This is a genomic window from Rhodococcus sp. WS3, assembly GCF_003797085.1.
Taxonomy (GTDB): Bacteria; Actinomycetota; Actinomycetes; order Mycobacteriales; family Mycobacteriaceae; genus Rhodococcus_F; species Rhodococcus_F globerula.
This window is the reverse complement of the sequence record NZ_RKMA01000003.1, coordinates 544,869-557,723: the sequence shown is the minus strand read 5'-3', so window position 1 is coordinate 557,723 and position 12,855 is coordinate 544,869. Positions and strand designations below refer to the sequence as shown.

Sequence of the window (12,855 nt, the reverse complement as noted above, 5' to 3'; positions counted from 1 at the left end):
TGAAGGTAGTCGAGTGCATCGGTCTCGGCTTGCATGATGAAAACTTCTCGAGAGAAGAACGAAAGTATTTTCCGTCAGCTCCGCTTTCTCTTGCGAATCAATTCCGAAGAATCCGCTGCTTTTTCACGCTTTTCTGCGCGGCGTTCCTTGATCGACTGGGCGGGCTTTTTCATGTTCTTACCCGGCGCCTTGTCAGCCATTGTCGCTCCTCATTTTTCGAAGTGGCAATCACAAACTGACCTCGACCATACTTCATTTACAGAAAAAAGCCAGTTGCATTTTTCCGATCACTTTTTTCCGGACTCGACAGGGCTGACGGAGGTGATGCGGTGCAAGGTGAATCGGCGCACTGCGCCACTCGCCGGATCGAATGCGTCCAACTGCCCGCCGCCCACGCTGACCGGATCGACGATGCGATGCGTGGCCACCCCCTGAGCGTCGACGTAGCCGATGTTGACGCTCTTTCCCTCGCGGGCTGCGGACGAGAGCAGCGCGATGGCGGCGGCATTGCTTTCCCGCGATCCGTCGGCGCGAACCCCGCCCCGGCCGGGTGTGGCAGCGCGGTCGCCGGCTCGCATTGTTCGCACCAGTGCGTCGAGCTGTTCCGGCGACGGACTCGACGGCGTTCGGGTGGCGTGCCGCAAGCGACGGTTCGGGATTCGAGCCCCGCGCGGGCGCAGATCGACGAGGGCACCCGACGAATCCTCGCCTGCGGGCGCAAAGCCGGCAGCGCGAAGTTCGGCCAGAACTTCCCGCAGCGGTGCCTGGGACACCGCCACCGTGGGGGCGAGGGCGCGCAAGGCCAAGGGCTCCGCGACGGGGGAAGCGAGAACCTCGGCCAAGAGGGATGCGTCCTCGCATCGGATGAACGACGCGGCCACGCCCGCCCGCAACCGGCCGTGCCGGCGTGCAACGTCGTCGATGAGGTACGAAAGCGATTGTGGTACCGGAGTTTTGGACTTCGTGCTGAACATCGTCTGCAGTTCCGTCGCCGTCAATCCGGCATCAAGTGCTCGGCGGATACTGCTCTCGCTTATGCGGTACATCGACGCCGCGCCGGCCGATTCGATATCGGCCACCAAGGTCACCTGCTCGAGCAGGTCAGGTACCAGCGGGCCAGGTGCGACCAACGTCAGGTCGGCCTGAACCAGGATGTAGTCGATCGGCTTCGGCAGCGCCGCCGCCATTTCGGCTTCGGCGTCGCCGCCGTGCAGCATCGCCCGGCCCGGTGAACTCAGTGCGCCCCGCGCCACCAGTCCGAGAGCCGACGCCTCCGCAAGTGTGTTTTCGACTGCAAATGTCCGAAGCCGGCCGCTCCGTCGGGGATGACGCCACGCAAGTGAACGGCTCACCTCGGCGGGCGAGGCGCTCTGCCCACTGTCGAGTTCGGCCAAGAGTCCGAGAATCGACGCCCGGTCTCTCGGTGCAGACGGCGCGCGGCCCTCCTCCGCCAGCGCGGCGATCGGCTTGTCGGACGGATCGCGCATTCCGATCATCCAGGGGACTCGGGGGACATCGATCCACGCCGACGCCAAGACCTCCCATTTGCGGGCCGTGGTCGCGTTGAGCCAACCGTCGACCGTTATCGTCGGGGTCCAGTAGTCGTCCGCGGTGTCGGACGCCGGGGCGGGGTCGGGGGTGCCGCTGGCAATCAATCCGGCGGCGGCGAGGAGTTCGACCACAAGATTGAGCCGACTCTCGTCGAGGTCCGCGGCCTTCGCGATACGTCGTAGTTCACGCACTCCGAGTCCACCGGCGCGCAACGCCGGGGCAGGTGCGGCCCCGAGAACGGCGATCACGTTTTCGCTCTGGCGAACCAACTCGAGGGCTTCGCCCGCGGCCGCCGCATTGACGTCGGCAGGTTTGAGTTTGTCGCCGGTGATCACCGGCGCGGTGAGCGTTGTCGGATCGAAGACCGGTTCGCCGCGGATGACCTGACGTACCGTCGCCGGCAACTCCACCGTCTGCTCGTCCAACCACCGGAGCAGGCCGGCCGCCAAGAGTTTCTGCACCGGACGATCTGCTGGCGTTTCCGGAGCCGCGTCGCGGGTTCGGCCGATGGGGCTCGAGTTGGCCAGCGTCTCGAGCAGACCGCGTTCACGTTCGCCGAGCGAATTGAGCGCCGCGGTGATCTCGGCTTCCGACATGGACTCGGCGGGCTCGAGGGCGCGGCCCAGTCGCCACGGGATGGTGTCGATGGCAGCGGGGACGATGCTGATCGGATCCGTGCCCCAGATGAGCGCATAGGCCCGCATCTTCGCAAGCGAGGCATCGACTGCCTTCTTGGTGACCTTGCCCTTGCCGGTGAGGGCGCGGGCAGCGAGCGCGTCGTTCAATTCCGCGCGCGTCATGGGGGTTTCCTCGACGCCGGCGAGCGCCAGCAGTTCGAGAAGTCCGAAGTCCAGTGTGTCCAGCTCGTCGGCTGCTCTACCGACCGACGCGCGTTGCTGTGCGCGTCCACTGAGCACCACCATCGTGCTCGGCGGCGGCACAGCGAGATCCGGCCGCAAACGCAGTAGTTCCGTCAGCTCGGCGTCAGTGCGCGCCGACAGCCATTCGGTCAAACTGTCGGCTCCGGAAGTGCCCGCCTGGGTGCCACGTATTTCGGTCATCAGGTATCAGATTAGAGACCTGGTATGTACGGCGTAACGGAGTCCTGTCAAAATGGCTTCGTGGCCAACAATTCGAAGCAGCACTATGTAGATCCAGGATGGCCGGAAACTGCAGACGGAGATCACGCAGTGACCGAATTGTCATCGACCCGCTCCGGTGGACTTTCACCGTTCGGCGAGGACACCACCTTCCCGTTACCGGTGGAGTCACTTCCTTACATCCATCCGTACACCGTCATCAATCGCTAGATCCACTACGCGAAGAAGGCCCGCACCGAATCGGTGCGGGCCTTCTTCGTAGCTGGGTGCGTTCGAGCGGAACGCGCAGTTCGCAGTCCTACTTCAGGAAAGACTTCGCGGTGTCTGCTGCTGCAAGGATCTGGGGATCGACGACGATGCCGTTGGCCTCGGCGAATGCAATGGCCTGATCGATTGCGTCGGAGACCGGATGTGCGACGGTCTGAGCGACCTGCTGTGCCGGTGCGGCGGGTGCGGCCGGCGTCGTGGCCGGAGCGGACCGCTGCGTTGCGCCGCTGCTCAGGCCGAGGCTCGAGGAGCAGGACGGCCAAGCGCCCCATCCCTGGTTGGCCAGGACGCGCTCGGCAACAACGATCTGCTGCTCGCGAGTGGCGTTGTTTGCGGTGGCTGCGTACTCGCCGCCGCCGTGTGCGTTCCACGTGCTGGGGGAGAACTGCAATCCGCCCTGGTAGCCGTTGCCGGTGTTGATGGCCCAGTTGCCGCCCGCTTCGCACTGTGCGAGGCGATCCCAGTCGGAATCGGGGGCAGCGCTGGCGGTACCTGTGGCTGCGATTCCTGCTACACCCATGATGGCGCCGGTGACGGCGACCTTGGCGACAGTGCGGCCTGCGGTGGTGGGCTTGCGATGGCGTCCGCTCATGATCGTGAATTTCCTCTCCACACGCGCCTGCGAGGTCAGCTGTCGGGTTCGGGCTGAGAGGTTGCCCGGCCTCGCCTTTCCTGGCTGGAAAGGGTCTGGCTTCACCCCAAGGTTCGAATGTGTTGCTTGTCGAACCGGTGTCAGGTGGAGAACATTTCTGCTCTCACAGAGGACTTTGGGTCCCCCGTCCTTGTCCCTGGAATGCTCGAAAGTGGGAAGTTCCGGTACCCGCGGGACAAGGTTTGGCGCGGCGGGCCGGAGGTGGCCGGAGTTTCCCGGCCGGAATTCACGGTAACGGCTCTCACCGCTCATGTCACCATTTGATAACGCGGCGCGCCGAATGGGATACAAACCCGCCGCGAAAGCGCAGGGGACTCTTCCCAGGTAGTGAAGGATTCCGCAGCGAAGGTTCTCTTGTGGCTATTCCGTTATCCACCCGTAATGTGATGAAGGTCACACCGTTATCGGTGGGGGATTGGAAGCTATGCGTAGTTCACGCGATTGACGTCGACGATCTCCTTGCCCAAAGGCATCAGCGAGATCGGAATCATCTTCAGGTTCGCGACGGCCAAGGGGATGCCGATGATCGTGATTGCCATTGCCACCGCCGTGACAATGTGGCCGATCGCCAGCCAGATACCGGCGATGATCACCCAGATGACGTTGCCGACCATTGAACCGACACCAGCAGTCGGCTTGTCGACGACGGTCTTACCGAACGGCCAGAGGGCATAGATGCCGATTCGGAACGCGGCGATACCGAAGGGGATCGTGATGATCAGAATGCAGCAGATGATGCCTGCCGCGAAGTAACCCAAGGCCAACCAGAATCCACCGAAGACCAGCCAGATTACGTTCAGGAGAAGTCTCATGGTCGGTGACCTTTCGGTTGGGGTGACGGGAGATCAGCGGGCGCGACGACCCGCCCTCAAGGTGTAGACGATGGCCAGCAGAAAACCGACCGGACACGCCAAGGAGATCAAGTACAGCGCCAACCCCGGCGGTGTGTCGCTGAAGATGTTGATCGCGAAGATGGCGACGAGTGCGACGAGTCCGATGAAAAACAACCCCATCGCGACTCGAAACAAGCCGTTTCCGGTGCCGGAAGTGCTCGGGTTCGGTTGAGTGTCCACATCTACAAGGGTAGTGCCCAGCAAACGTGGGTGCCGAGACCGGTTCGTCACAGGTAGACTGTGAGGCGACTGCGCGTCCCGTCAAGCAAGTTCGGGGCGCGTTCTTTTGCATTCTTCGACCGGAGTCGTTTACTTCGTCCGGGGTGATGCGAGCAGGACCATCGAGGCTCGTACGCGAGCCTTCCGAAAGTAGTGGGACGCCAGTCCCAGACGAGTGATGAGCGGGTGAACGCGGTGCCAACCGGCAAGGTGAAGTGGTACGACGTCGAAAAGGGTTTCGGCTTTCTGTCGCAGGAGGAGGGGGAGGATGTCTATGTACGTGCGTCTGCCCTTCCCGAAGGTGTGGAGGGTCTGAAAGCAGGCCAGAAAGTCGAATTCGGTATGGCTGCCGGTCGACGCGGTCCGCAGGCGCTGAGCCTGAAGGTGCTCGAGCCTGCCCCGTCGCTGCGCGGCGCATCGGCGCAGCGACGTGAGCCGGTTGTTCGCAAGCACACACCGGACGAACTGCACGGCATGGTCGAAGACATGATCACGCTGCTCGAGGCCAAGGTTCAGCCTGACCTGCGCAACGGCAAGTACCCCGACCGCAAGACCGCGCAGCGGATCTCCGAGGTTGTCCGCGCCGTGGCGCGTGAGCTCGACAGCTGATCGGTACGAGACAAGAAAATGCCCTGCACTCCTCTCGGGATGTGCAGGGCATTTTGTATGTCAGCGGTCAGGCTGTCTTGATCGACCAGATCAGTAGCCCCTGCTCGCTACCTTCGCCGACAGCAAGGTGGATCTCCACTCCCACCAGTTGCTTCTCGGGTTCGGCTTCGACGGTGACTGCCAACGATTCACCGGCTCCGAAGAAGCGAGGCTCACCGGTCTGATTGCCGTCGGCGTCTTCGTAGACTGCCAGCATCGCCCACTCGGCGTCCGAGACTTCCTTCGACAACGACAACTGCAACGGGTATCCCTCGGGCACGTCGAGTTCGTACACATCGCCGATCTGCGCGCACTGTGACAGGTCGATCGTGCAGAACCCGGCAGGCTGAGTCTCGATGGTGCGACCGTGCGCGTACGCGGTGATCTGCGGGAGCCCATCGGGCTCGTCGTTGATGTTCTTGATGATCACGACCAGAACCGAGACGTAGGCAACCAGCGCCACCACCATCAGGACACTGACCGCTGCCACGATCTTCTTTGTTCTTGCGCGCATGATCACTGCGGAGTACTTCCTTGTCCTCGATCGGATTTGCCGGTGTAGATCACTTCGGTCACTTCTTGCTCGGCCAGATCAGGCCGCTTGCCACCGAGCCCGGGCAGAAGTGAGCTGCCTCGGTAACTCAGGAACGTCTGCAGCAGACCGATCGTCAAGAACACCGAGACAACAGTGAACCCGATCCAGTATTCAGTAGGCAGCAGAACGCCCAACGCCCCGCCCAGCACCCAACTGAGCTGGAGGACGGTTTCGGATCTACCGAAACCGGACGCAATAGATTCCTCGGGCAGATCGTGCTGCAGCGACGCGTCAAGAGAGACCTTGGCCAAGGCGCTCGCCGCGGACGCGATCAGTGTCGCGAGCGCGGCCGTCAGCAAGTTGTCGGTCAAAGCCGCGATGACGGCGATGATCCACACCGACGCGGTGCACCGAAGGACGACGAGGGCCGGTCGCCCCAGTTTGAGTCGCGCACCGGCAGCATTGCCACCGAAGTTGCCCAGCCCAGCGGCAGCGCCGACCAGGCCGAGCATCATTGCTTGCTGCAACGGCTCGTGGTCCGTTTTGGATTTGGCGACAAACGCTATGTACAACGTGAGGAAGCCGGTGAGAACGCGAATGGTGCCGTTGCCCCACAGCCCGATGATGACCGCGCGTCCGAGTGGCTGACGCACTTTTGCGCTCTTGATGCCCGAAGCGCGTCCGCCGCCTGCTGTGTGTTGTTCGTCCGGGTGATAGGTGATGGTGGCGGGAACTTCGCCTTCGGTCACCTCGACCCACGACGGAATGCGCATGCTCAGGTAGGCGCCGAACACCGTCACGACCACGGCGAACCAGAGGGCACCCGGCGATTTGAAGGCGAGTGCGAGTGCGCCGGCCACAGCGCCCGCACCGATGGTTCCACCGATCAACCCGAACACGGTGAGCCGCGAATTGACCCTGACCAGGTCTATTTCCGGTGGCAGTACACGTGGAGTCACCGCACTCTTGAGTACCGAGAACGATTTACTGAGCACCATCATGCCGAGGGCAGCCGGATACAGAATCCAACTGTCGAAGTTGAACACGAGGATCAGCGCCAGCACGGTACGAAGTCCGAACGACGCCGCCAGTGCGATTCGGCGGCCCCGCTGCAATCGGTCGAGCATCGGTCCGATGAGGGGAGCGATAACCGCAAACGGAGCGATGGTGATCAGGAGATAGAGCGCGACCTTCGTTTTGTCCTCGCCAGTGGCAGCGGAAAAGAACAGGGTATTTGCCAAGGCCACCGCGAGAGCTGCGTCGGTCGCGTTGTTGGTCATCACCGCGTACGTCAACGCGGTGAGGCCGGACTTGTCCGCGCCGTCGGCTTTGGCGGCGCGCTGGAACGTAGCGATGCCCTTGTTCGTCAGTTCCCGGCTGCGCATCGCGGCCACTCGCGTGACCGTGAGCTTGCGGGGCATCGGCGGGGCTTTGGGCGCGTCGGAACTGCTCTTCGAGCCCGAATTTCTGGCCTCGTCGCCATCGCCTGCGTCGTCACGGGAGCCGGGGATCGGGTGAAGCGGAGGTAACGGCGCGCGACGCGCCGACGGCCGCGTCGCCGGTGGGTAATTGTCGTAACCGGGATGCAAAGTCTGCCCTGCGGATTCGTCGGGAATTCGCCGGGTATCGGGGTCGTAGGGTTCGCGCGGTCCGGTCACCACTCAATTCTGTCCTAGTCCGTGATCTGCGACCACGCACACCCCTGACGAGTCGAGGGGAAAGTTGGAAATCACTCGACAAATCGAACTTCGAAGATCTGTGGCCAATACTTTCCGGTCAGGAGAAAACGGTCGGTTCCGGGTATCTGGGCGATTCCGTTGAGGACGTCGACCGGGTTGGCGGATCCGTTGGTATCAAGGCGGCTGCGCAGCGGTGATGCATCGATCACGCCGCTCACGTGCCCGTCAGCTGGATCGATCGCAACGATTGTGTCGGTCTGCCAGACGTTTGCGTAGATGGTTCCGTCGTCGGCGCATTCCAGTTCGTTCAGATCTGCGACCGGCTGACCGCCGCGAGTGACCTCCACCGAATCGGTGACCGCAAATGTGTCCGGATCGCGGAACACCAGCGTCGACGTGCCGTCGCTGGTGACCAACTGATTCTCGAATGCACAGATCCCCCAGCCCTCGGTGGTGAGCGGAAATCGGCCGCGCTCGGTGAGAGTGTCCTTGTCGCGGACAATCGCGACGCCGTTCTTCCACGTCAATTGCCACAGGTCGTCCCCGATCACGGTGATGCCCTCACCGAACAGTGGAGGCGGCAACTCGGCGCGGGCAATATCGGGTCCGGAGACCGGGGTGCCGTCGAACTGCGTCGAGCGCACCCACGATTCCCCGACGCGCCCGGTGCTTTCGTACAGTCTGTCTCCGTCGATCTCGAGCCCCTGGGTGAAGGCTCCGCCGTCGTGGTCGTAGACCTCGATCACCTCGGCGGAGAGCTGTCGAGGTGAGTTGTCGGCCCCGGAATCGGGCGTTCCCTCATCCGTTGTCGAGCACCCCGCAACACCCGATGTGATCACTGCGAGCGCTGAGGCGATGCTGATGAAACCGGCGCGTGACCTACTCATCCGTCCAGCATCGCAGCCCTGTGCGTTGCGTACTTGTGGTGGTGCGGCAAACTGGAGGAGTGAGTGTTGCTACTTCTCCTGAGCGTGCAGTGCCGCGCCCCGTACTGGCCGATGCCGTCGATCTTGCCCGAGCAGCTGTAGTAGAGCTGCGCGAAGGCGGAGTCGGTGCATACCTCGGCGTCACGTCGGAGGATGAATTCGCCGCTACCCATCGTTTTGCAGCAGACCTTCCCGGCTACCGCGGGTGGCAGTGGGCTGTTGTTGTTGCCGCAGGTCCAGACGATACTCGCGCCACCATCAGCGAGCTGGCGTTGCTACCCGGACCGGACGCACTGGTTGCGCCCGAGTGGCTTCCATGGGATCAGCGGATTCGTCCCGGAGACCTGTCGCCAGGCGACCTGCTGGCTCCGCCGGCGCAGGATCCGCGACTGGTTCCCGGCTACGTCGCCAACGGAGACCCGGAGGTCGACGACGTCGCCTTGGAACTGGGTTTAGGACGCAAGAAGGTCATGAGCCTCGAGGGCCGGCTCGACGCGGCTACGCGATGGTCCGAGGGAGAGTTCGGACCAGACTCCGACATGGCGAAGGCAGCGCCGTCGACCTGTGGGCTGTGCGGCTTCTATCTTCCGCTGGCAGGTTCGTTGCACGCCGCGTTCGGCGTGTGTGGCAACGAACTGTCCGCTGACGGCCGCGTCGTCCACGCGAGTTACGGCTGCGGCGCGCATTCCGACACCAGCCTTCCGCTCGGCGCCGGCTCTCCCGCTTTCGACGCCTACGACGACGGAGCCGTCGAGATGTCGAGCACGTCTGCCGCGGGCACCGAAGATTCGGGTTCGGTATCCACCGAGTAGGGGATCCGTTCGGGACCGGCGCGCTCCGCGACGCCACGCTGCGCGCGTGGGCGGAATCGCCGACGCGTCTGCGCGAGGACGCGGCCACTGAATCGGATTTGGCTGCAGCGGGTTACCGCGACAGGTTGCTCACAGAACTGGCACAGAACGCTGCCGACGCGGCGCTGCGGGCCGGGGCGCCTGGTTCCTTGTGGGTTGATCTCGACGGTTCGGTGCTGACTGTTGCCAATACCGGTCGACCGCTCGACGAGGACGGTGTTCATGCACTGACTGCTCTTCGTGCTTCGGGCAAGATCGATTCCACCGATGGTGTTGTCGGGCGCTACGGCGTCGGATTTTCCGCCGTTCGTTCGGTCAGCGACGAGCTCGAGCTGCGGTCGACTTCGGGTTCGATTCGATTCTCCGCCAAGGAAACTCGAAGCGAGATCGAGAAGGCCGGTCTGAAGGTTCCGGAGTCGGGAGTGCCGGCCCTGCGTCTGGTGTGGCCGTCGGAGGCGTCGCCACGCGCCGGTGCCGATTCCGAGGTAGTGCTCACGCTCCGCGACGACGTCGACGGCGGCGCCCTGTTGTCTCGGATGGCACGTGAAGCCGTGGATCTGCTCCTCGAGCTACCGGGTTTGACGTCTATTCGGCTGGGCAACAAAATCTTTGAGCGTACCGAGCGTCTACTGGACTCCGGGCTGATCGAAATCTCGATCGGCACGCAGGTGTGGTGGCAGTACCAGAGTGCCAAGGCCCGCTGGATAGTTCCGGTGAAAAACGGAGTAGTCGCACCGGTCGCCGAAGACGTACTGCGGGCGCCGACGCGATCCGACGAGGAGTTGTCCGTCCCGGCGCTTGTCGTCGCGGATATTGCAATGCAACCGGATCGGCGACGGATACTGCCAGGCGCGTCGATTGCCGCGCTGGCCGAGGGCTACGCGAACTTTGTCGGTGCGTTGCCGACTGATCAGCGCACAGCGCTTGTGCCCGTTCCGGCTTTTGCGCGAAGTGAAGTGGATTCCCTTCTGCGGGAAGCGCTTCTGAAGGAACTTCAGGAAAACGCCTGGCTTCCGGTTGTGGGGGAACCTGACCGGGCGCCGCAGCGGGCATCGGTTGTTCCTGGTCTCACCGACGATTTGGCGGAATTGCTCACCGACGTCATCGGCGGATTGGTTGTTCCCGAACTTTCCGGACCTCGCCATGAGCGGGCTTTGGCGGCGGTGTCGACACATCGGATCGGGTTGGCGCGCATCGCGGAACTGCTCAGCGGACTCGATCAGGAGCCGTCGTGGTGGTACCGGCTGTACGCGGCGCTCGAGCCGTTGGTCGTCGATGCTCTGGCGGTGGAAGAGCTTGGTACGCTACCGGTTCCGCTGTCGGACGGACGAATTGTCACCGGTCCGCGAACGGTGGTTCTTGGTACCGAACTCGGCGATTCGGTGCCACCGGTGCCCTGGACCCGGCTTGTACACCCGCAGGCATCGCACCCCCTGCTCTCGCGTTTGGGCGCAACGAGTGCGACGGCGACGGATCTGTTGTCCGACCCGGCGTTGCGCGCGCTGATCGAGGATGCTGCCGACCAAGATGATTCCGTAGCAACGGAATTGGCGTCGACTGTTCTTTCGCTCGCTGCGCACGTCGCGCCTGGCGCCGCGCCGTCATGGATCGGCGAAGTGCTGCTACCGGATTCGGACGGAGAGCTGTGCTCCGCGGACCAGTTGCTCCTGCCCGGCGCACCACTGGCGACTGTCCTGGTCGACGACTCACCTTTTGGCACAGTGCAGCCGAGCTTTGTCGAACAGGTGGGGGAGCAGGCCCTGCGCGTCGTCGGCGTCGGCTGGGGTTTCACCGTCGTGCGTGAGGAGTTGCCGTCCGGACCCGATCACGATCTCGATTCCGAGAGTCAGTGGTGGGACACGTTGGGGGAGGACCCCGAGTACATCGAGGCGGTCCGTGACCTCGACCTGGTCGACGAGAACCGATGGGCAGATGCGCTGACCCTGCTGCTGGAGTCACCGGCAACGAGAACCCTGCTCGAGGACCGTCGGGGATACACGGCGTGGTGGCTGCGCTCGCACGCCGAATTGGGCGGCGAGATACTGGGTTTGCTGCGCGCACCACACGATCGCACGTTCGAGGATCTCCTCGATGTCGCCGACCATCCTGGCAGCGAGTATCTGAGCTCCGTCTTGGCGTCCGATACCGTCGACGATCCGGAACTGGCTCAGCTGTTGCTCGATCGGCTCGCGGATCCACTGCGCATGCCCGCACCGGCCGTCATCGCCCGAACCCACCACTTGCTGGCCGACGCTTCGCGGCGGCGCGTCCTCGATCTGGACGAGTTGAGCTTGCCGAGCTTCGTTCGTGGGCTGTCCGGTGAACTTGTCGACCCCGGTGATGCATTGGTTCTCGATCGGCCGTGGCTCGGTCCGGCATTGCCGACACAACGAATTGTTCTGGGTAGCTTCGAGACGGCGGAAGCACTGGCGGATTTGCTCGATGTCGCGACGGCATCGTCTGTCGTAGGCGGTCAGGTCGTGAGCACGGGCGTGCGAAGCTCATGGGCGGCGCAGCCGCACGCGGTCCTGATGTTTGCGGCGCTCGGACGGGAAGTACCCGGCGGCGAGGTAGTGATTCATCACGAACTCTCCGTCCGGTTGACCGGCGCCGTGGAGGCCACGGTGAGTGTGCCGTGGTGGGTGGACGGTGACGGTATCCATCACGTGATGCGTGTGTGGGCAGCTGCGCAGGGGATATGAGGGGGGAACAGTGTCGTTCGATCAGTGGGTACTTGATTCTGCAGTCGACCAACGGACGCCGTGGCTTGTGGATGTGGTGGATGTCATCACCGACAGCGGTGGAACCTTGGCCGCCTGGATCATCTCGACGGTCCTGACGATCACCTTGTTGATGCGCGGTCGGCGCATCGACGCTCTCCTCGTGGCGGGCTCCATGCTGACCGGACTGCTGGTGATGAGTGGGTTGAAGCGTATTTTCACGCGAACCCGTCCACCGGTTCCGGAGCGCCTGATCGAGATCGACTCGTACTCTTTCCCGTCCGGGCACGCCATGATGACGGCAATTCTTGCGACGGTGGTGGCTGCTGTGATCGTTCGGCTGACGTTGCCGTCGCTCGTTCGAGTCACGATGCTTGTTTCGCTCGCGCTGTACACCGTCGCTGTCGGGTTTTCCCGCGTCTACCTCGCGGCGCACTGGATGACGGACGTCCTGGCAGGGTGGGCGTTCGGTGTCATCTGGGCGGGAGTGTGGATCCTGGGAACCTCTCGCTCGCGACAGCGCCGCCGCGAACCACAGCCGGTCTGATCGCTTCTCAGAGCAGTCCGGCGCCCTGTTGGGCACCTCGACGGCCTCGGCGGGCAGCGCGGCGTTGGAGCCAGAAGAGGCTGTAGCCGAGGAATCCGACGCCGATCCCGGCGTAACAGATGGGCAGTGCTCCCGACCAGCGATCACCGCTGAGGAGGACCACGGCTGTCACGACCACCCACGCCAGCGTGCCGACGACGAGAGCCGGCGCCGGTGCGGACAAACGGTCGATAACGGTTGTTGTGTTGGGCGTCTCGTTCACAAAAT

At 63.5% G+C, this 12,855-nt stretch carries 14 protein-coding genes and 1 riboswitch; of the genes, 5 read left to right on the top strand and 9 right to left on the bottom strand.

The features are described from left to right. Window positions 1–74: 74 nt before the first annotated feature. Entirely contained in the window at window positions 75–200 is a 126-nt protein-coding gene (locus EEB13_RS32100; RefSeq protein ID WP_254922770.1) for a hypothetical protein, read from the bottom strand. A gap of 87 nt (window positions 201–287) precedes the next feature. Beyond that, on the bottom strand, window positions 288–2,612 hold the full coding sequence (locus EEB13_RS23775; protein ID WP_141486411.1) for a helicase-associated domain-containing protein: 2,325 nt from the start codon (window positions 2,610–2,612) through the stop codon (window positions 288–290). Between the two features lie 60 nt (window positions 2,613–2,672). Here EEB13_RS23775 and EEB13_RS23770 point away from each other — a divergent pair, with 60 nt between their 5' ends. Then, on the top strand, window positions 2,673–2,861 hold the full coding sequence (locus tag EEB13_RS23770; RefSeq protein WP_033234086.1) for a hypothetical protein: 189 nt from the start codon (window positions 2,673–2,675) through the stop codon (window positions 2,859–2,861). Window positions 2,862–2,949: 88 nt separating this feature from the next. Here the strand turns inward: EEB13_RS23770 and EEB13_RS23765 are convergent, their stop codons facing one another. From EEB13_RS23765 to EEB13_RS23755, 3 genes are all read right to left on the bottom strand, one after another. After that, window positions 2,950–3,510, bottom strand: coding sequence for a transglycosylase family protein (locus tag EEB13_RS23765; protein WP_033234087.1), 561 nt, complete (start codon window positions 3,508–3,510; stop codon window positions 2,950–2,952). A gap of 8 nt (window positions 3,511–3,518) precedes the next feature. Next, window positions 3,519–3,737, bottom strand: a riboswitch (cyclic di-AMP (ydaO/yuaA leader). A 255-nt stretch (window positions 3,738–3,992) separates the two neighbouring features. Then, a complete protein-coding gene (locus EEB13_RS23760) occupies window positions 3,993–4,382 on the bottom strand; it encodes a YccF domain-containing protein (protein ID WP_045069009.1) in 390 nt (129 codons plus the stop codon). A gap of 33 nt (window positions 4,383–4,415) precedes the next feature. After that, entirely contained in the window at window positions 4,416–4,643 is a 228-nt protein-coding gene (locus EEB13_RS23755; protein ID WP_141486410.1) for a hypothetical protein, read from the bottom strand. A gap of 234 nt (window positions 4,644–4,877) precedes the next feature. On the opposite strand from EEB13_RS23755, the gene EEB13_RS23750 reads away from it, so the two are divergent. Beyond that, complete coding sequence (locus EEB13_RS23750; protein ID WP_165826321.1) at window positions 4,878–5,291, top strand: cold-shock protein; 414 nt, start codon at window positions 4,878–4,880, stop codon at window positions 5,289–5,291. A 67-nt stretch (window positions 5,292–5,358) separates the two neighbouring features. Here EEB13_RS23750 and EEB13_RS23745 read toward each other — a convergent pair whose 3' ends face one another. From EEB13_RS23745 to EEB13_RS23735, 3 genes are all read right to left on the bottom strand, one after another. Beyond that, complete coding sequence (locus EEB13_RS23745) at window positions 5,359–5,844, bottom strand: DUF2771 domain-containing protein (protein WP_033234362.1); 486 nt, start codon at window positions 5,842–5,844, stop codon at window positions 5,359–5,361. A gap of 2 nt (window positions 5,845–5,846) precedes the next feature. Then, window positions 5,847–7,523: an MFS transporter gene (locus EEB13_RS23740; protein ID WP_179300846.1), complete on the bottom strand. Its 1,677-nt coding sequence runs from the start codon at window positions 7,521–7,523 to the stop codon at window positions 5,847–5,849. 71 nt (window positions 7,524–7,594) lie between these two features. Beyond that, window positions 7,595–8,431, bottom strand: a complete 837-nt coding sequence (locus tag EEB13_RS23735; protein ID WP_141486409.1) for a glutaminyl-peptide cyclotransferase — start codon at window positions 8,429–8,431, stop codon at window positions 7,595–7,597. A 38-nt stretch (window positions 8,432–8,469) separates the two neighbouring features. On the opposite strand from EEB13_RS23735, the gene EEB13_RS23730 reads away from it, so the two are divergent. From EEB13_RS23730 to EEB13_RS23720, 3 genes are all read left to right on the top strand, one after another. Then, on the top strand, window positions 8,470–9,282 hold the full coding sequence (locus tag EEB13_RS23730) for a DUF3027 domain-containing protein (protein ID WP_033234092.1): 813 nt from the start codon (window positions 8,470–8,472) through the stop codon (window positions 9,280–9,282). 68 nt (window positions 9,283–9,350) lie between these two features. Then, complete coding sequence (locus EEB13_RS23725; protein WP_141486408.1) at window positions 9,351–12,023, top strand: sacsin N-terminal ATP-binding-like domain-containing protein; 2,673 nt, start codon at window positions 9,351–9,353, stop codon at window positions 12,021–12,023. Window positions 12,024–12,033: 10 nt separating this feature from the next. Further along, a complete protein-coding gene (locus EEB13_RS23720; RefSeq protein ID WP_033234094.1) occupies window positions 12,034–12,588 on the top strand; it encodes a phosphatase PAP2 family protein in 555 nt (184 codons plus the stop codon). A 7-nt stretch (window positions 12,589–12,595) separates the two neighbouring features. Here EEB13_RS23720 and EEB13_RS23715 read toward each other — a convergent pair whose 3' ends face one another. Continuing rightward, window positions 12,596–12,850, bottom strand: coding sequence for a DUF2530 domain-containing protein (locus tag EEB13_RS23715; protein ID WP_033234095.1), 255 nt, complete (start codon window positions 12,848–12,850; stop codon window positions 12,596–12,598). Between the last annotated feature and the right edge of the window lie 5 nt (window positions 12,851–12,855).